At 60.8% G+C, this 18,200-nt stretch carries 16 protein-coding genes; 10 read left to right on the top strand and 6 right to left on the bottom strand.

What is annotated here, in order from left to right; genetic code table 11:
• The 4 genes from AEQ63_RS02770 to AEQ63_RS02755 all read right to left on the bottom strand — a co-directional run bounded on the left by AEQ63_RS02770 (position 1) and on the right by AEQ63_RS02755 (position 4,149).
• Entirely contained in the window at positions 1-1,041 is a 1,041-nt protein-coding gene (locus AEQ63_RS02770; protein ID WP_177330587.1) for an FUSC family protein, read from the bottom strand.
• Between the two features lie 57 nt (positions 1,042-1,098).
• Positions 1,099-2,058, bottom strand: coding sequence for an HlyD family secretion protein (locus AEQ63_RS02765; RefSeq protein WP_064361693.1), 960 nt, complete (start codon positions 2,056-2,058; stop codon positions 1,099-1,101).
• A gap of 2 nt (positions 2,059-2,060) precedes the next feature.
• Complete coding sequence (locus AEQ63_RS02760) at positions 2,061-2,417, bottom strand: DUF3302 domain-containing protein (protein WP_064361692.1); 357 nt, start codon at positions 2,415-2,417, stop codon at positions 2,061-2,063.
• 106 nt (positions 2,418-2,523) lie between these two features.
• On the bottom strand, positions 2,524-4,149 hold the full coding sequence (locus AEQ63_RS02755) for an NADP-dependent glyceraldehyde-3-phosphate dehydrogenase (RefSeq protein ID WP_064361691.1): 1,626 nt from the start codon (positions 4,147-4,149) through the stop codon (positions 2,524-2,526).
• Positions 4,150-4,542: 393 nt separating this feature from the next.
• Here AEQ63_RS02755 and AEQ63_RS29220 point away from each other — a divergent pair, with 393 nt between their 5' ends.
• The 10 genes from AEQ63_RS29220 (at position 4,543) to AEQ63_RS02705 (ending at position 14,713) form a co-directional block, all read left to right on the top strand.
• Positions 4,543-5,154: a transposase gene (locus AEQ63_RS29220; RefSeq protein ID WP_080902524.1), complete on the top strand. Its 612-nt coding sequence runs from the start codon at positions 4,543-4,545 to the stop codon at positions 5,152-5,154.
• 54 nt (positions 5,155-5,208) lie between these two features.
• Positions 5,209-6,807 (top strand): ShlB/FhaC/HecB family hemolysin secretion/activation protein, encoded by a 1,599-nt coding sequence (locus AEQ63_RS02745; RefSeq protein WP_064361690.1) that lies wholly within the window; start codon positions 5,209-5,211, stop codon positions 6,805-6,807.
• A 12-nt stretch (positions 6,808-6,819) separates the two neighbouring features.
• Positions 6,820-8,619, top strand: a complete 1,800-nt coding sequence (locus AEQ63_RS02740; RefSeq protein WP_064361689.1) for a DUF2341 domain-containing protein — start codon at positions 6,820-6,822, stop codon at positions 8,617-8,619.
• A gap of 11 nt (positions 8,620-8,630) precedes the next feature.
• Positions 8,631-9,056: an ExbD/TolR family protein gene (locus AEQ63_RS02735; protein WP_007915482.1), complete on the top strand. Its 426-nt coding sequence runs from the start codon at positions 8,631-8,633 to the stop codon at positions 9,054-9,056.
• A 3-nt stretch (positions 9,057-9,059) separates the two neighbouring features.
• The gene (locus tag AEQ63_RS02730; protein ID WP_064361688.1) at positions 9,060-9,764 is read left to right on the top strand and encodes an energy transducer TonB family protein; all 705 of its coding nucleotides are present in this window, start codon (positions 9,060-9,062) and stop codon (positions 9,762-9,764) included.
• A gap of 37 nt (positions 9,765-9,801) precedes the next feature.
• The gene (locus AEQ63_RS02725; protein ID WP_064361687.1) at positions 9,802-11,499 is read left to right on the top strand and encodes a putative porin; all 1,698 of its coding nucleotides are present in this window, start codon (positions 9,802-9,804) and stop codon (positions 11,497-11,499) included.
• Positions 11,500-11,516: 17 nt separating this feature from the next.
• A complete protein-coding gene (locus tag AEQ63_RS02720) occupies positions 11,517-12,146 on the top strand; it encodes a hypothetical protein (RefSeq protein WP_064361686.1) in 630 nt (209 codons plus the stop codon).
• 30 nt (positions 12,147-12,176) lie between these two features.
• Positions 12,177-12,647: a YbjN domain-containing protein gene (locus AEQ63_RS02715; protein WP_064361685.1), complete on the top strand. Its 471-nt coding sequence runs from the start codon at positions 12,177-12,179 to the stop codon at positions 12,645-12,647.
• Positions 12,644-13,591: a peptidylprolyl isomerase gene (locus AEQ63_RS02710; protein ID WP_064361684.1), complete on the top strand. Its 948-nt coding sequence runs from the start codon at positions 12,644-12,646 to the stop codon at positions 13,589-13,591. The genes AEQ63_RS02715 and AEQ63_RS02710 overlap by 4 nt, the downstream gene beginning before the upstream one ends.
• 141 nt (positions 13,592-13,732) lie before the next feature.
• Complete coding sequence (locus AEQ63_RS02705) at positions 13,733-14,713, top strand: LysR family transcriptional regulator (protein ID WP_064361683.1); 981 nt, start codon at positions 13,733-13,735, stop codon at positions 14,711-14,713.
• A gap of 170 nt (positions 14,714-14,883) precedes the next feature.
• Here the strand turns inward: AEQ63_RS02705 and AEQ63_RS02700 are convergent, their stop codons facing one another.
• Positions 14,884-15,243 (bottom strand): DUF6124 family protein, encoded by a 360-nt coding sequence (locus AEQ63_RS02700; RefSeq protein ID WP_042610027.1) that lies wholly within the window; start codon positions 15,241-15,243, stop codon positions 14,884-14,886.
• A gap of 741 nt (positions 15,244-15,984) precedes the next feature.
• Positions 15,985-18,200: Ig-like domain-containing protein (locus AEQ63_RS02695; RefSeq protein WP_177330584.1), on the bottom strand; the 2,216-nt coding region annotated here is incomplete at its 5' end.

Below are 18,200 nucleotides of genomic sequence, written 5' to 3'. Positions count from 1 at the left end.
TCAGATGTTCCAGCGCGGTGCCGTCGCTGCCAAGCGCTGGCGCATCTGGCTGATATTGGCCGCCAGTTGTCGGGTCAACATCCGGTAGCCGTCGAGCGTATTGGCAACCGGCGCATCAAGGTCCACTGCTGGCAGCTCCATCGGTCGCTCCAGCCGTTGCGAAGCGCCGGTTTTCAACGCGCGGGCCATGCCGATCAGTTGCACGCGAATCTGCCGGTGCTCAGCCTTCAGTGCCGTTTGCAGATGCGCCGTGGCCGCGGGGTCGCTAGCGTTGGGGCGGATATTGCCGAGGATTTCCAGGGTGCTGATGCACATGCGCAGGTTGCGCTGAATGGCGTCGAGTTCGGTCATGGAGATTTTCACTTCCTTGGACACCGACGGCATCAGCGAGCGTAATTGCACCATCACCGCGCCGACTTTGCTCATCAGCCGCACATGTTCGTCGGCGCTGACCGCTTCACCGTTGATGATGCGCCCGTACACCGTAGCGCAATCGCGCAAGGCATCGGCGAGGTTGTAGCGCCACGAGTAGACCGCGTACAGCGGGAGGGCGAAGGAAAAAGCCAGGGCGAGGGCGATGCCGATCAAGATGTCGACACCGCGCCACAGACCATCGGTGATCGGGTTGTCGCCATGTCCGGCGACGATGAACACGGTGATGGCCGAGAGCAGGGCGGTGTAGCCACCCTTGCCGATCGCGTGATACGAGAAAAAGCCACACACCACGGCCATGGAAAAATAGGTCAGCCACGGCAGGCCCAGCCACGCATGTTGCGCCACCAGCGCCAACCCCACCCCTGCACCGATCAAGGTGCCGATGGCGCGCTCGGCGGCTTTCTTGCCGATATTGCCGTGGTGCTGCAAACCACCGATCACCACTAGCATCGTCACCGATGCCCACTCGCCGTGGGGAAGGTTGATGCCGGTGGTCAACAGAATCGTCGCCAGCAACCCCAGCGCGACCCGCACGGAATGGATCAGTCGGGCGTGGCGGTAGCGCCGATACGGGTCCAGCAGCGGGCGCAGGATTCGGCGCAACAGCGGTGGCAGGCCGTGGGAGCTGTAAGTAGTCAGTGCGAACCTCGTGAGTCAGTCAAATCAATGGAAGGGGAAAATGTAATTCATCCAGGCCGACATGCGCAGCAGGATTTTGCGCATCGCGCCGATGTGATGGAAGTGCTGGCTGTACAGCGCCGCTTGTCCGTAAGCGCCGCCAGGCATGAGCGCGCTGTATTCGGCGAAAGCCGGGTCAGTGATTTCAATGATCACCGGCACCCGTCCCGCCGGTCGCGAGCCGGTGTAGCTGATCAGCGTGCCGGAAGGCTGCACCTGCCCCTCGGCGATCACGCCAATCACGCTTTTTACCCGTCCCGCAAAGACCTTGCCGGGAATGCCATCGAAGGCCACTTCGGCCTCATCGCCCACTGTCAGACGGAGCAGGCTGTTCTGACGCATCCACGCGGCAAAATACTGACCTTCCTGGGGAATAAACACCATCGACGGGCGAAGCGGCAGCTTGCTCGCCATCATCCCCGGTCGCAGCGAAACATGGGTCACAAAGCCTTTGCTCGGCGCCCGCACCACGGTGTTGTCCAGCTCGAACTGAGCATTGTCCAGTTGCGCCTGCAGATCGTCAGTGCGGGCGATGGCCGCGTCCAGTTCGCGTTGAGTACCGAAGTTGCGGCGAATCAGTTCGGTGATGCGATAACGGTCGCCCTTGGCGGCTACCAGCTGCGCCTTGAGTGATTTGAGCCGGTTGTGAAAAGGCGTGGGGTCGATGCGAAAAAGCACGTCGCCTTTTTGCAGAGGCTCGTTGCCCTTGACCGGCACGTCGATGACCTGGCCGCTGACGATCGGAATCACCGGCACCGAGACAAAGTAGGAGCGCGCCACCTCGGAATAGGGATGGTTGTAGTTCATGGTGAAAATCAGCGCGCCGATGATCAGCACACCACCCAGAACAGCCGTGGGCACCGTCCACTTGTTCAGCGGAATGCGGAAGATCTTGAAGATGGCGACACAGAGTGCGGCGTAGGTGAGGATGAGCAACAGATCCATGCTCAGATCCCCCGCGTATCGGCAGCAGGGGCAGCAGGAGACTGCGCTTCGAGTCGCTCGATGCGGTCCTGCAGCTCCAGCACTTGCTGCTCCAGCCGGATGACATGGTTTTGCACGGGTTTGCCATCACCGAAGCCCCAGCCGCGGTCCTCCCGGTAGGCCATCGCCCAAATCCACAAAAACGGCCAGAGCGCATGCAGGGTGAACAGGCTGACCCAGCCCGTGGCATGAATGGCATCCTGGTGCGGGTGCTTGCGGTGGACGGCGATCTCGTACGGGATGTCATGCAGCACGATGATCCCGTAAAACAGCACGAGACCGACAAACACCAACAGGCCCAACGCGAAGTAATCGAGCATGGTCAGCCTCCCGGGCATCCAGTAATGCTGGGCTCAGTGTAGACACTGAAACGCCGGGAGGCGGCCGCTATCGGGCAGGATTAACCGACTCTGCCCGATAGCCGACTCAGAAGATGTAATCGGTGGTCAGGAAGCTCGAATCACGCCCGCGAATGATCTCGCTGATCAAATCCTTGTTGCTCTCTTGGAATTTGGTCGCCACCAGCGTGCGGATCGAGAACACCCGCAAAGCATCGTGAACCGAGAGCGTGCCTTCGGCGGAGTTCTTGCGGCCGTTGAACGGGTAAGTGTCCGGACCGCGCTGGCACTGGGCGTTGAGGTTGATTCGGCCGACCTGATTGGCGAAGGTGTCGACCAGTCGGCCGACCGCCACCGGGTTGGTGCCGAAGATGCTCAGCTGTTGGCCGAAATCCGACTCCAGCACATAGTCGATCACGGTATCGAGATGACGGTACGGCACAATCGGCACGACCGGGCCGAATTGCTCTTCCTGATACACGCGCATCTGCGGGTTCACCGGGTACAGCACCGCCGGATAGAAGAACGACGCGCGGGATTCGCCGCCAATCGGGTTGACCACTTGCGCACCCTTGCTCTGCGCATCTGCCACCAGACCGTGCAGATAATCCACCTTGCCGGACTCCGGCAGCGGCGTCAGCGAAACACCGCTGTCCCACGGCATGCCCGGTTTCAACGTGGCCAGTTTGGCGTTGAATTTCTCGATGAAGCTGTCGACCACGTCTTCATGCACAAAGAGGATTTTCAGCGCGGTGCAGCGCTGGCCGTTGAACGACAGTGAGCCGGTGACTGCTTCGCTGACAGCATTGTCGAGATCGACTTCGGGCAAGACGATGCCAGGGTTCTTCGCATCCAGACCAAGAGCGGCGCGCAAACGGTGTGGTTTCGGGTGCAGCTTCTTCAGGTCGCTGGCGGCCTTATTGGTGCCGATGAAAGCGAAAATGTCGATCTTGCCGCTGGCCATCAGTGCGCTGACAGTCTCGCGGCCGCTGCCGTAGATCACGTTGATCACACCGCTCGGGAAGCTGTCGCGGAAGGCTTCGAGCAATGGCCGAATCAAAAGCACGCCGAGCTTGGCCGGTTTGAACACCACGGTGTTACCCATGATCAGCGCCGGGATCAGCGTGGTGAAGGTTTCGTTCAGCGGATAGTTGTAAGGGCCCATGCACAGTGCGACGCCGAGTGGCACGCGGCGGATCTGGCCGAGGGTGTCCTGCTCCAGCTCGAAGCGGCTTGAGCGGCGATCAAGTTCTTTCAGGGCGTTGATGGTGTCGACGATGTAATCGCAGGTGCGATCGAACTCTTTTTCCGAGTCCTTGAGATTTTTGCCGATCTCCCACATCAGTAGCTTGACCACGGCTTCGCGCTGCTCACGCATGCGGCCGAGGAACGCTTCGACATGCTGGATGCGCTCGGCCACGCGCATGGTTGGCCACAAGCCCTGGCCGCGGTCGTAGGCGCGGACGGCGGCATCAAGGGCGGTGAGGGCGGTGTCGGCATCCAGCAGCGGCGTGCTGCCGAGAATGACCTGTTCTTCACCGTTTGCGCCTTTCAGGTAAACCGGGCTACGCACCTGCGCGAGCGGGCCGTCCCAGCGGCGCAACTGGCCGTCGACCAGATATTCGCGTTGCTCGACCTGAGCCTCAAGGCGGTATTTGTCCGGGATGTCGCTGACAGAAGGGAACAGATTGCCAAGGATGTTTGCTGTGGTCATGTCGCTACCCCGTGTTGATGTCCGCATGCAGATCAAAAAGTCTCTACAGGTTATACGCCTGAATGCCCGTTGATTTAACCCCGTGAATGTCACGCGAATGTCACGCAACGGTGCTCCCACAGGTTCATGTGCACAACCACTAATCCCCTGTAGGAGTGAGCCTGCTCGCGATTGCGGTGTGTCAGTCACAGAAGAGTTGGCTGACCTGACGCCATCGCGAGCAGGCTCACTCCTACAGGGGGGGGCGGCGCAACCGCTATGGCCTCCGGTAATGAAGCTTTTATGACAAAAGTTCGGTAGCCCTTTGCCAGTCCGGTCATGCCTGTGTAACGCGCTTGAGGGGCCTTTAGAGGCGCACTTTGCAAGCCGAGGCGGGACGCCGGGAGTGAGGCAATGGGGACTATGGAACGCTATTCGAAAGTGGGCATGCAGGAGCTCGATCAACGCCTGTCGAAGATCGTCGAAGCCGCGCGCAAGAAGCCGGTTTCGGTGTATCGCTACGGCGCGCCGTGGGTCTGGATCGTCTCGCAGGAGGACTGGCAGGGCGCTTTGAAAGAAGTGTCCAGCTACATTCCGCCGGGCCATTCGCTGGTGTTGTTGCGCCCGCAGATCGACGATCTGCTCGACGCTCACCAGGATCTGCTGCGCGACCTGAACGCCGCGCCCGGCATGCTCATTCCCGCGCAAACGGTCATGCACATCCTGCTCCTGCAACTGCTGTATTCGGTGCCCAGCGAACAGCAACTCTATGAACAGCTCAACTACAACCTGCTGTTCCGCTGGTTCGTCGGCCTCGGCCTGAACCAGAAAGTCTGGAGTTTCACTGCCCTCAGTCGCGACATCGCCACGTTGCTCAACGAGCCGCGCGCGGTGCTGCTGATTCAGAAAATCATCGGCGAAGTGTTCTGCGGCGCGTTGCTGCAAATGCCCGAGTTCTCGCTGAACTTCGCGCTGTTGCACACCTGGCTGGGCAAGCACGCGTGCGCCACAACGATCAGCAATTGACGCATCACACCGGGCGCTAACGCCCACAGGTCATCGCGAATTTCAGGGGGTAGTGTGGAACGGATTTTCACGTCACGGCTGGCGCTGTGGGGCTGGCTGCTGGTGACGGCGGGCGCGCAGCCGGCGCTGGCCGAGGAGGGTACAGACGCGCCCGGCGCGCAGCGTCTGGTCGACGTCAACGAGTACTTCGTGCGCGGCAACACCGTGATCGATGCGCGGGCGATCGAAGAAGCGGTGTACCCGTTTCTCGGCCCGCAGAAAGCCTTGAGCGACATCGAAGGCGCCCGCGATGCGTTGCAGAAGGCCTATCAGGAACGCGGCTATCAATCGGTGTTCGTCGAGCTGCCCGAGCAGGCCGTGGCCGATGGCATCGTCTATCTGCAAGTCAGCGAAACCAAGGTCGGCCGGGTACGTGTGGTCGGCGCCAAACACTATTCGCCGCTGGACATTCGCGACAACGTCCCGGCGCTGAAGGAAGGCGAGGTGCCGGACTTCGCCAAGGTCCAGGGCGAACTGGCGCAGCTCAACAAGACCCCGGGCCGTCAGGTCATGCCATTGGTGCGCGAAGGTCAGCGGCCCGGCACCATGGACGTCGATCTGCAGGTCGAAGACCAGAATCCGTGGACGGCCAGCGTCGGCCTCAATAACGACTACAGCGCCGACACCGAGAAGCTGCGCAGCGTCACTAGCCTCGGCTACAACAACCTTTGGCAGCTCGGCCACAGCGTCAACCTGACGTTCTTCACCGCACCCCAGGAAACCGACAACGCCAAGGTCTGGTCCGGTTCCTACACCGCGCCGCTGAGCGAACGCTGGAGCGTGCAATTCTCCGGTTACCAGTCCGACAGCAACGTCGCCACCATCGGCGGCAGCAACGTCCTCGGCAAAGGGCATTCCTACGGTGTCGCGGCGATTTACACGCTGCCCTCAAGCGGCAACTGGTCGAACTCGCTGTCGGCCGGCATCGATTTCAAGGACTTCGACGAGCGCCTGAGCCTGTCCGGCGAAAGCGACAAGGTGCCGCTCAAATACGCGCCGTTCACCTTCGCCTACAACGGTTATCGCTACAGCGAAAAGAGCCAGCTCGGCCTCGGTCTGAGCCTGGTTGCCGCTACACGCAGCGTATTCGGCTACGGCAGCGACGACGATGATTTCGACTACAAACGCTACCGTGCCAAGCCGAGTTTCGCCGTGCTCAAGGGCGACACCAATTACACCTGGACCTTCGACAACGACTGGCAGAGCGCGAGCAAAGCGGCGTTCCAACTGGCCTCGGGGCCGCTGGTTTCCAACGAGCAATTCTCCGCCGGCGGCGCCACCTCGGTGCGCGGCTATCTGGCCGCCGAACGCACGGCAGACGACGGCTACCTGCTCAGCCAGGAATTGCGCACACCGTCGCTGGCGAAATTCGCTGGCACGTGGATGCAGGACTGGCGCTTCTACGCCTTCGCCGAAGGTGCGCAGCTTTACCTGCGCGACGAACTGCCGGACCAGGACGCCAATTACGCCCTGGCCAGCGTCGGCCTCGGCACCCGCGCCAGCCTGAGCAAATGGCTGTCCGGCAGCCTCGACTGGGGCTACCCGCTACTAGAAGGGCCGAACACCTCGAAACAGGAATCGCGCCTGCACTTCAACCTTCAAGCCACTTTCTAACGGAGCACGTCCATGCAACGCCTTCTCCTTTCGTTGTTGATCTGCCTGGGCTTCGTGCTCCCGGCCACGGCCCAGGCCTGGTGGCAGGACGACTGGCATTACCGCAAACAGATTGCCGTCGACACCACCCCGCAAGGCGCGGCGATCAATCAGGCCCTCGGCCGCACCGCGCTGCTGGTGCGCCTGCACACCGGCAACTTCACTTTTGACGGCGTCAAAGAGGACGGCTCCGACCTGCGCTTCGTCGCTGCCGATGACAAAACCGTGCTCAACCACCAGATCGAAAGCTTCGATGCGTTGATGGGCATGGCGCTGATCTGGGTCGATGTGCCGAATGTCGAGGGCGGTCAGCGTCAGGACATCTGGATGTATTACGGCAACCAGAAAGCCCCGGCCACCGGCAACGGCCAGTTGACCTTCGATCCGAGTTACACCGCGCTCTATCACTTCGACGGCGCCACCGGCACGCCGGCGAAAGACACCACGGCGTACGGCAACGCTGCGCAGAGCGCGACTGGCGCAGCGATTGATGGCGTGGTCGGGCGCGCCTTGCAGTTCAGCGGTCAGCCGTTGTTGCTGCCGGCCAGTCCGTCGCTGCAACATAATCCTGGCAGCGCATTCACCTTCAGTGCCTGGCTGCGACTGGATCAGGCCAGTGGCGAGCAACTGATTCTCGCTCGGCGCGAAGGCACGCAAAGTCTGCTGATCGGCGTCAGCCAGGGCCTGCCATTCGTGGAGATCGACGGCCAGCGCGCCGCTGCCACCCAAGCGCTGACACCGGCGCAATGGCAACACGTTGCGCTCACCGCCGAAGGTTCGAAAGTCACCCTGTACATCAACGGTCGCGAGAGCGCGGTGCTGGCTCAAGCGATGCCGGCGTTCAACTCGGTCATGGCCATCGGCGCCGATCTGCACGAAGGTGCGTTCCAGCCATTCGCTGGCGCTATCGACGAACTGCGCCTGTCGAAAGTCGCCCGTCCGGCCGCGCTATTGCTGGCCGATGCGACCTCGCAAGGCGCCGAGTCGAAACTGGTGGCTTACGGCGTCGATGAAGAACAGTCCGGGTTCGGTTTCGGCAGCCTTGGTTTCCTGCTTAATGCGGTGCCAATTGACGCCTGGGTGATCATCGCCGTGCTCGTGCTGATGATGTTCCAGTCGTGGATCATCATGCTGCGCAAGAACCGCAGCCTTAGCCGCGTCACCGCTGCCAACGAAGACTTCCGCGTGCAGTTCGCCAAGGTCGGCACGCGCCTGGAGATGTTCGCCGACGACGCGCAACTGGCCCAGCGCCTGCAGCACTCGTCGCTGTGGCGCTTGTATCTGGTAGCAGTCAAAGAGATCCGCACCCGCCGCGAGCAGGGCGCGGATACCTCGTCGGTTTCCGCCGCGACCATCGAAGCCATTCGCTGCTCGATGGATGGCGTGCGCACCCGCGAAAACCAGCAGTTGAGTTCGAAACTCTCGACCCTGTCCAACGCCATCGCCGGTGGCCCGTACATCGGCCTGCTCGGCACGGTGTTGGGGATCATGGTGGTGTTCCTCGGCACGGCGATGGCCGGCGACGTCAACATCAATGCCATTGCGCCGGGCATGGCGGCCGCGTTGCTCGCGACCGCGATGGGCCTGTTCGTCGCGATTCCGGCGCTGTTTGGCTACAACCGCCTGATCACCCGCAACAAGGAAGTCAGCGCCGACATGCGCGTGTTCGTCGACGAGTTCATTACCCGTCTGGCGGAGATGCACGGCGAGAGCCAGTTCAGTGAGTCGTCGCACCAGCGCGGCCATCACGCCAACCACTCTGTACCGGCCTGAGGAGCACTGCCATGGCGTCCGTAAATGCCTCCCACGACGATGACGAAGATGCCGCGGTGGACAGCATCAACATCACCCCGCTGGTCGATGTGCTGATGGTGGTGCTGGTGATGTTCATCCTCACCGCCACCGCGCAGGTCTCCGGGATCCAGATCAACCTGCCCAAGGCCAGCGCTTCGGTGTCGCTGTCGGAGGCCAAGACCAAGGCGATCTCGGTCAACGACGGCGGCCAGGTGTTCCTCGATGCCTATCCGGTGACGCTGGCCGAACTGGAAGAGCGCCTGCGCATCGAGAAAGCGCAAAGCCCGGATTTCCCGGTGATCGTGCGCGGCGATGCGACGGTGCAGTACCAGAAAGTTATCGAAGTGCTCGATCTGCTGCGTCGGCTCGAACTGTCCCAGGTCGGTCTCGTCACCGGCAAACCGAGTCAGGGCTGAGTCATGACCGCACAACTCCCGATCGAGCCGCCGCCCGTGAAAAAGTCGCCGTTGCGCTATGTGAAGTGGGGCGCCGGATTGCTGGTCGGCGCGCTCGCCGCGTGGTTCCTCTGGCAGTGGGCCAACGACATGGCCGGCGTGCGCCGTGAAGCGCCAAAGGTGCCGACGATCATTCCGTTGCCGCCACCGCCACCTCCGCCCCCGGAGAAACCACCGGAGCCGGAAACCCCGGTGGAAGAAAAAGTCGTCGAGCCTGAGCCAACGCCGGAGCCGGAAGAGGTCAAGCCTGAGGAAGAGGCGCCGCCATCGCCGGCGGACGATCTGGCCAACCCGATGCAGATGGACGGCGATGCTCAGGCCGGCAGCGATGCTTTCAACATCGGCGCGGGCAAGGGCGGCGGCATGGCCGGCGCGGGTGGCGGGCGGCTGGGCACGGGCACGTACAGCCAGTTTCTGGCGTTCACCTTCCAGCGTCTGCTGCGCGAGAACCCCGACCTGCGCAACCTCGCGTTCTCGCTGCAGGCCGACGTCTGGCTGAGCAGCGTCGGCGAGATCACCCGTGTCGAGCTGATCAAGTCCAGCGGCAACCCGCAAATCGATACCCAGGTGCTGGCCGCTTTACGCGGTGCGCCGGCGCTCAGCGAACGGCCTCCGGCCTCCATCACTTTACCTGTGCGCCTGTCCCTGCAAGGGCGGCGTCCGGGCTAACCCATTTTCAAGCTTCGGCAAAAGGAGTTGTGTGCAGATGATTTCCAACGTGAATCGATTGTCCCTGGCGGTCGGCATGGTCATTGCGACCCTGGTCGGTCAGGCCGTGGCAGCGCCCGCGCCTTCGGAGAACGCCACGATCAATCTGATCCGCTTGCTGGTCGAGCAGGGCATTCTGAAACAGGACAAGGCCGACGCGCTGATCGCCCAGGCGCAGAATGAAGCCGCGCAGGCCAAACAAGCGGCGGCTTCAACTGCGGTAGCGGCCGGGCCGGTCGCCGCGCCGGGTGATGTCCGCGTGCAATACGTGCCGGCAGCGGTGCGCGACCAGATCCGCGATCAGGTCAAAGCCGAGGTCATGGCCACCGCCAAACAGGAAAACTGGGCAGCGCCGAATACCTTCCCGGACTGGGCCTCGCGCATCAGTTTCGATGGCGACATTCGTCTGCGTGACGAATCGCGTTACTACTCGGGCAACAACAGCAACGAAATCGTCGACTTCGCCAAGCTCAACAACAACGGCCCGTACGACGTGAACCCCAACAGCAGCACCAGCCTGCCGCCGTTGCTCAACACCCGCGAGGACCGCGAAAACCTCTTCCGCCTGCGCGCACGGCTGGGCATGAAAGCGGTGATCTCGGAGGAATGGACCGCCGGCATTCGCATCGGCACCGGTTCGGACAACAACCCGGTTTCGACCACGCAGAACCTCGGCGGTGGCTTCGCCAAGAAAGACATCTGGCTCGATCAGGGCTATCTGAGCTGGAAGCCAATGGACGAACTGACCCTGACCGGCGGGCGCTTCGCCAACCCGTTCATGTCCACCGACATGCTCTATTCCAACGACCTGAATTTCGACGGTGTGGCGGCGATTTTCGACCACAAGCTCAACCGCGATTGGGGCGTGTTCGGCACCGTCGGCGCGTTCCCGGTGGACTACACCAACGACACCTCCAGCAGCAACGGTTTCGACAAGGAAGAGAGCGACAACAAGTGGCTGTACGGCGCGCAACTCGGGGCGAAGTGGGCGATCAACAGCAACAACCGCCTGAAGGGTGCGCTGGCCTACTACCGTTTCGACGACATTCAGGGTCAGCGCTCCAGCCCTTGCGAACCATGGGCCGGCGCGCCGGGCTGCGACAGCGACGGCACTCGCGCAGCGTTCATGCAGAAGGGCAACAGCGTGTTCCTGCTGCGTGACATCACGCCAAACCCGCTCAACCCGAGCGCCACGCCGCAGCCGCAATTTGTCGGGCTTGCGTCCGAGTTCAACCTGCTCGATCTCAACGTCGTCTGGGACGCCGACCTGCCGCAGGACTTCAAACTGCGCAGCCAGGGCAACTACATCCACAACCTCAGCTACGACGAAGGCGACATGCGCAAGCGTTCGGCCGGGCAGATCGTCAACAACCTCGACAGCAACGGCGAGATCGAAAGCGGCGCCAACGCATGGATGGTGCAGTTCACCCTCGGCAACGCGCTGGATCTCAAGCGCAAGGGCGACTGGAACCTGTTCGCCGGCTACAAGTACATCCAGCCTGACGCTTTGCCCGATGGCTTCAACGACTCGTCGTTCCACCTCGGCGGAACCAACGCCAAGGGCTATTTCATGGGCGGCAACTACGGCCTGGCGAAGAACGTTTCCGCAACGGGCCGCTGGATGAGCACCGAAGCGGTGTACGGCGCGCCGTTCGACATCGACGTCTTGCAGCTTGAGATCAACACGCGCTTCTAGGGCGCCGGGAGAGCTTTATGAACACGCGTTTTCTGGCGTTGGGCCTGGGTTTGTTGATTGCCAGCGGGGCGAGCGCCGAAGGCATGGAGGAACGCTTGCGCACGCAATTGCGCAGCACCACCCAGCAATTGCAGGCCCTGCAAAGTCAGCAGGCCCAGGCCAGCGCCGCGCAACTGGCGGCGCAGAATGAAGCCAAGGCTGCTCAGGCGCAGATCAAGCAATTGACTGCCGAACTGGCTAAAGCCAAAGGCCTCGCCGAGCAATTGGCCGGGCAGCAACAAAGCCTGCACAGCCAGGCCCAGGCGCAAGTGGCGGCCAGCGCTGAGCAGACCGGTAAGTTCAAGAAGGCCTATGACGATTTGCTGGTTCTTGCCCGCGGCAAAGAAGCCGAACGGGCGAAGCTGCAAGCGCAACTGGCGGAACGTGACACACAAGTGCAGCAATGTTCAGTCAAGAATCAGCAAATGTACGGCGTCGCCAAACAGATCCTGACGGCCTACGAAAACATCGACGTCGCCGAAGTGATGAAGATCCGCCAGCCCTTCGCCGGCAGTGCCCGGGTCAAGTTCGATGAACTGGCCCAGGGCTTTGGCGACGAGCTCTACAAAACCCAATTCGACGCGCCGCAAGCCGCGATCGCGCACTGATTCATAAGACTCACGAGCAAGGAAGAAGCCATGACTCAATTGATCACCCACGTTTCCCCGCAATCGCTGACCGAGGTATTGCAAGCCGCTGGTTATCGCGTCAACCCGAGCGAACAGAACGGCATCGTCCAGTTGCTCAGCGCCAGCCAGGGCATCGGCTACGCCGTGCGTTTTGGCAATCCGGCGCTGGAGCAGGGCAGCTTTGTCGATTTCACCTTCAGCTGCGCCCTGCGCGTGCAGGGTGACTTGCCCCAGGGCGTCGCGGAGCAGTGGAACGCGACACGGCGGTTTGCGCGGTTGTCGTTGCAGGGCGAATTTCTGGTCATGGAAATGGACGTGGTCGTGGCCGCTGGCGTGAGCAATGAGCACCTGCGTGGCAACCTGGAATTGTGGGATCGCCTGTTGCAGGAGTTCATCGTTTACCTGCGCGATTTCAGCCAGAGCGCGGGTGCGCAAACCGCCAAAGTCGCCGTCGACGAAGCAGAGGAAGTCGCGCTGTGAAAAAGCCAGCCGTGGTAATCGGCGCCGGTGCGGTCGCGTTGTTGGTGGTGGCCGTGGCGCTAGTGCTGCGACCGGGGAGTGATCCGGTTGCCGCTCAGCAGCCGTCGCCGGTAATGACGGTTGCAGCCGGGCCAGCCGTGGCGCGATTGGGCAATCAACAGGTTTCGCCAGAGGAATTGCAGGCGCTGCTCGAGACTGTCCCGGCGCAAACCCGTGAACAACTGCGCGGCAACCGTGAGGCACTGGAGCGCTGGATCCGTTCGCGACTGGCGGAGAAAGCCGTGCTGGAGCAGGCCGATGCGCAGGGTTGGGCACAGCGTCCCGACGTCGCGCGGCAGACCCGGGCGGCGACAGAACAGATCGTGTTTCGTGATTATTTGCGCTCGGTGAGCCAGGTGCCGGCGGAGTATCCAAGTGCGGCTGAGTTGCAGCAGGCGTACGACGCCGGCAAGGCCAATTGGCAGACGCCGGCGCTGTATCGGGTCAGTCAGATTTTCCTGGGTGTCGGCGATGCGGCGAATGTCGAAACGGTGCGCAAACAAGCCGCCGAGTTGAGCAAGAAAGCTCAGGCCGCTCCGGGGGATTTTACCGCGCTGGCCACGCAGTATTCGCAGGATCGCGTCACGGCCGAGCGGGGCGGTGATACCGGGTTGCAGCCGTTGCAGCAACTGGTGCCGGAAGTGCGTGGCGCCGTGGCGCGGCTCAAGGTTGGCGCGGTGTCCGATCCTGTTCAGAGTGCCGCCGGATTTCACGTGATCAAGCTCACAGAACAACAACCGGCCCGCACCGCCACCCTCGATGAACTGCGCGATCAACTGACCCAGGCCCTGCGTGCGCAACGCCAGGAACAGATCGCCCAAGCCTACCTGGACGGCATGCTCAACACCGCCACCCTGAGCATCGACGGCGCTGAACTGAACAAAATCCTCGAGGACCACCGCTAGCCCCCTGTAGGAGTGAGCCTGCTCGCGATAGCGGTATGTCAGGTTAAGAAATGTCGGCTGACACACCGCTATCGCGAGCAGGCTCACTCCTACAAAGGAATTGCGTAACGACAACCACATTAGATCGACAGGGAGTCATCAATGTCATTCACCGAACCCGCAGGACGCCCGGGCGCCGCTGATTACCAATCGCCTCAATCCAGACCCGAATCCTGGCTCGACCAGGCCGCCACCATCGATAGCGAAGTCGCCCGATACTTTCTGGTCAGCGCCCGCTGCGGCTGCTTCATGCAGGCCGCGCGCAGCCTCAACGTGCGCTCGACCCTGCTGCGCAAACAACTCGCGCAACTCGAACAGCAACTGCAACACAGCCTGTTCAGTTTTCAGGGCAGCAACCTCAGCCTCACCCGCGAAGGCCAGCAACTGCAGGCCCGACTCATCACCCTGGCCCACGAACGCAAACTTCCGGTCATCGAGCAACCGCTGATCCGCCTCGCCATCGCCGAATCCATCCTCCACGACATCCTCGGCCGCGACCTCATCGCACTGCTGCGGCGCAACGCCAGCCTGCGCCTGGAAATCATCGCCCTCGACAGTGAGCTGGCGTTACGTGCCGTCAGCGCCGACATAGTCCTCTGGCTCGCGCCCGGTGAAAGCCCAACTCCCGGCCCGACGTTCACCACCAGCGAGCCGCAACACCTGGCGCGGATCGAGTATCTGCCGCACATTGCCAAGCGCTATTCACGGGTGACGGCGCGCCCGGAAACGCCGGAAGATCTGGCGGATTTCATGCTGGTGCAATGGCAGCATGATCGACAGGTGGAGAGTTTCAGACCATGGAATGAGCTGGTGGAGCAGAGATTGGCCGGAGTCGTGCAGATGCAGTCCTATGAGTTGATGCTGGAGATGATCCGCTGCAGCGCCTGCATCGGTTTGCTTCCGGCATATATGAGCCGCTTTGACCGGGGCCTTACCGCCCTGCCAGGATTATTCGCCGAGACGATGCAGCTCCACGTATGGCTCGCGATCAACGCCGATTCACAAAACGCACCCGAAACCAACACCCTCACCGAGCTCATCCAGCAAACCTTCAACGAACGCCACGAATGGTTCCAGCCTTGACCCGATCCCCTGTAGGAGTGAGCCTGCTCGCGAACGCAATCTGCCAGTCGAAGCTTCAGTGACTGACAAACCGCCTTCGCGAGCAGGCTCGCTCCCACAAATTCGGCGCTGTAACCGCAGCCGTGAGAGCGACACGAATCCCCTGTGGGAACGATCATCGTGACGCAGCGCTACTGCGGCAACTCCAGATTATCCAGCACCCGATTCACCGCCAATTCGCCGAGCATGATCAGCTGCGCGATGCCCATCAGCGTCCGGCGCTGCGACGGTTTCACCAATCCGGCGAATTCCTGGGCGATGGTTTTGGCCGAGGCGAGGGTTTCGCAGGCGTTGGCCAGCAGGTCTTCGTTTTTGGTGTCGGCGGTGACGGCGTACATGGCGCGAGGGCTGAAGGGTGGTGGCGTGGAGCCGGGTGGGCAGAGGTAGTGATCGAGGGCGCGGTCGGCGGCTTGGTGGAGTTTTTTAGAATCGAGGGATTCGTAGGGGGAGGTGGGGTCTGTTTCGGGTGGGTTGGGTGTTGGTTTGATCATGGGGAAGCTCCGTGGTTGATTTAGCCGCCACGGCTCATCGCTAAACAAGTAAAGGTGGCGGCTGTACGCAGGTTAGCGATCCGGGTCACAGAAACCCCGGGTAGACCCGAAGGTCTCCCACGCACAGCCACCATGACGCCAAGTGCAGATAGACAATGCTGCAATTGAGAATGGGGATTGAGCGTCTGTAAGGTATCGGATCGCTAAACCCGATCGCTGATTCGTCAGCGACCGCACCACAATAGAACCCGTCCCCAAGGCGCACAAGCCGGCGGATTCTGGCGTAGCTGTAGGCAATGGCGCAAGAATTTGTAGCCTGAAAGGCGTGTCTGAAGGTGTCTTTTAAACACCTGAGTTTAAAAGGCGGTTTGCGCTGACTTCACTAGCCCCCTTCGCGAGCAAGCTCGCTCCTACAGTTGGAATGCGTTTCCCTGTGGGAGCGAGCTTGCTCGCGAAAGGGCAATACCGGTCAGCAGTAAATCTCGATCAAGTCTCGCTGTTTAAATCACTGGTTAAATTCCCCTTTGTGCGTCCCTGTAGGCAATGGCGCAAGGAGGTGTAGCCTCGAAGGCGTGTCTGGATGTCTTTTGAATATATGAGTTTAAGAGATAAAGACTAGGATGAAACATGGTCTGCTCCTGTTAAACCAACGTAATCTGCCTTATTGAAGAACATCACTGAATACAGGTCAGTAATCGTTATCTGTTCCCATAACGTCCCCGACATCGCCAAGAGGCACAATTAAACAGGAATCATGGCCACCACACTGTTACGAGACACATCCCCACCACTATCAATACCCATTAGATAGGCTTGAGACGAGTGAGATTCGACGGCATAAAACCTCGTAGTCGATCCAGTGTACTGAGTTCCTAGTTCGCCATCATTCGAGCACAAGCGTTGCAGTGTGTTCATTACATATTCTCCGCCGTTGATACCACCAACAGAGGCAATCCAAGCATTTCCTTGTGCGGACGTTACGGTGCCACGGCGGATTGTGATGCGATGAACATTGGTCACGTTCACTTCGTAGGTTCCTGAATTCAATCTCGCGTCAGTTACAGTGATTATTGATTTGCCTTTGTTTACGCTGGTTACTTTTCCAGAGGAGTCGACTGATGCGATCGATGGATTGGATGACACGTAACTAACCGGTTCTGCTGCTACTGTCGGACGGCGAGTTTGCGTGGTACCTGGTTCTACAGCGCCCGATTTTTTCCACCTGGGTGAGTTGGATGGATCCAGAATCAAACATAAACCATTGAGATTCATGGGCGACCGATCCAGCGTGAATGCTTGCACGGTGACCTTCCACGCGGTCGAGACAGCTCCAGAACCGTAAACTGCTTTAGCGGTGAATGTGTGCGAGGTAAGGCTCAGACCTGTAATCAGCTTTTCCCAAATACCCAATGTCGCGGTGACTTCACCTATGGAAGTCGTACCGTCGAATATTTCGACTTTCTGACCGATGCTGGCGCTGCCTTTGAGTGTCAGAGACGTACTGAGAGTGTTTGTATTCTTTGGCACTACCACCCCTTTGTCGTCCAATACATTGTCCAGTGTCGGAGCGGTGGCTTCCGTTACGGTCAGTGTGCGCACATTTGACCATTGCGGGGACGATGTATACAGCGATCCTGCGTATAACCTCCGGGCACCCACTGCAACAGTAATAGGCAACTCCCACATGCCTGTTGCTGTCGAGGCGGTGGCCACCCCCTTGGAGGTGTGGCTCGGGCCGTTTCCTTCAAAAATTTCGACTCTCTGGCCCTTGCTCGCGGTGCCTATGAGCTTCAGGGCGGTGCTGACGGTAATTTGTCCCTCAGGGATTTCAACGTTCTTGTCGTCAAGCACGTTGCTCAGCGTAGGGACGACAACCGCCGTCACGGTCAGTGTTCTGGCTGCCGACACGGCGCCGGAGCCGTACAAAGCCTTGACGGTAAAGCTGTGCGCTGCCACAGCCAGGGCACTGACGAGCAGCGTCCAGACACCGGTTGTGGCATGTGCCGTTGCCTGATCTTTGGAGACCGTGCCGTCATAGATTTCGACCTTCTGGCCTTTGGCGGCAACGCCGCTTAGGGTCACGGCAGTTTCCACCGTAAGGCCGCCGTGAGGGATTTCATCCCCGCTGGGTGAGCCTGTTACCGAGCCGAGGGTCGGTACAACGTTTTCGTAGGCCTTGATCCTGTAAGTCCGTAAGGCAAACGTCACGGCCTCTGTCTCGACTTGAGTGCCGCCAAAGCCTGCCTTGAACTCCAATTCCAGGTCACTGCCATCTTCCAGGCTTTGCAAGTCCGGCAGCGGAAAGCCGTTCTGGGCGTAAAAACCCTGATTAATCCATGTCGCGCTGACATGCGAACCCGGCGGTTGCCAGAAGGTTTTCAAGTAGTCGCCCCCGCCTTTCAATGTCCCTTTCGCTTTCAGCCAGACATATTGTCTCAACGCAATATGCGGGTAACTGTTCGCGCGAAGGGTGGCGTTGGTGGTCAATTGACTGACGTCCAGCTCCGGCCCTTCGCCTTGTTCGGAGGCCTGCGTGATCAGCGGCCCGGGCAAATCGCTTTGCGCAATGGGCGACACCGCCAGCGCACGAATCCGCGACTCTTTCGGATCCTGGGTGCCGCGCGTTACCGTGTAATCCAGCGTGATGGACTTGGCGAGGTTGAAGGCGATCACCGAGACAGCCAGCGGTATTTCCTGCGGGCCGACGGTGGTGACGGGCCATGGCTCGGTGGTGTGCGAACCGGCAGCCGGCGTTCCGGGGGCGCCGGTCAAGCGGACGATAATCCTGTCGCCGACCAGCATGCCGTCATAGTTGATCACTGAGGTCAGGGCGTTCTGGGCCTCCAGCGGGTCGAGGCTGGTGTCGTTCGGGGCTTGCTTGATTTTCGGCTCTTTCAGATCCAGCGCCACGCCGACACGAAACTCCAGCGGCTCGGCATAACTGGTCCTCCCATCCG

Origin of the sequence: Pseudomonas sp. RIT-PI-o, from assembly GCF_001297215.1 — a bacterium.
GTDB lineage: Bacteria > Pseudomonadota > Gammaproteobacteria > Pseudomonadales > Pseudomonadaceae > Aquipseudomonas > Aquipseudomonas moraviensis_A.
This window is presented reverse-complemented; position numbering and strand designations above follow the sequence as displayed.

Bases quoted from the DNA above. Each gene is read 5' to 3' on its own strand.
- AEQ63_RS02760 (WP_064361692.1), bottom strand. From the start codon at position 2,417: ATGCTCGATTACTTCGCGTTGGGCCTGTTGGTGTTTGTCGGTCTCGTG.
- AEQ63_RS02725 (WP_064361687.1), top strand. From the start codon at position 9,802: ATGATTTCCAACGTGAATCGATTGTCCCTGGCGGTCGGCATGGTCATT.
- AEQ63_RS02735 (WP_007915482.1), top strand. From the start codon at position 8,631: ATGGCGTCCGTAAATGCCTCCCACGACGATGACGAAGATGCCGCGGTG.
- AEQ63_RS29220 (WP_080902524.1), top strand. From the start codon at position 4,543: ATGGGGACTATGGAACGCTATTCGAAAGTGGGCATGCAGGAGCTCGAT.
- AEQ63_RS02715 (WP_064361685.1), top strand. From the start codon at position 12,177: ATGACTCAATTGATCACCCACGTTTCCCCGCAATCGCTGACCGAGGTA.
- AEQ63_RS02730 (WP_064361688.1), top strand. From the start codon at position 9,060: ATGACCGCACAACTCCCGATCGAGCCGCCGCCCGTGAAAAAGTCGCCG.
- AEQ63_RS02720 (WP_064361686.1), top strand. From the start codon at position 11,517: ATGAACACGCGTTTTCTGGCGTTGGGCCTGGGTTTGTTGATTGCCAGC.
- AEQ63_RS02705 (WP_064361683.1), top strand. From the start codon at position 13,733: ATGTCATTCACCGAACCCGCAGGACGCCCGGGCGCCGCTGATTACCAA.
- AEQ63_RS02755 (WP_064361691.1), bottom strand. From the start codon at position 4,149: ATGACCACAGCAAACATCCTTGGCAATCTGTTCCCTTCTGTCAGCGAC.
- AEQ63_RS02765 (WP_064361693.1), bottom strand. From the start codon at position 2,058: ATGGATCTGTTGCTCATCCTCACCTACGCCGCACTCTGTGTCGCCATC.
- AEQ63_RS02700 (WP_042610027.1), bottom strand. From the start codon at position 15,243: ATGATCAAACCAACACCCAACCCACCCGAAACAGACCCCACCTCCCCC.
- AEQ63_RS02740 (WP_064361689.1), top strand. From the start codon at position 6,820: ATGCAACGCCTTCTCCTTTCGTTGTTGATCTGCCTGGGCTTCGTGCTC.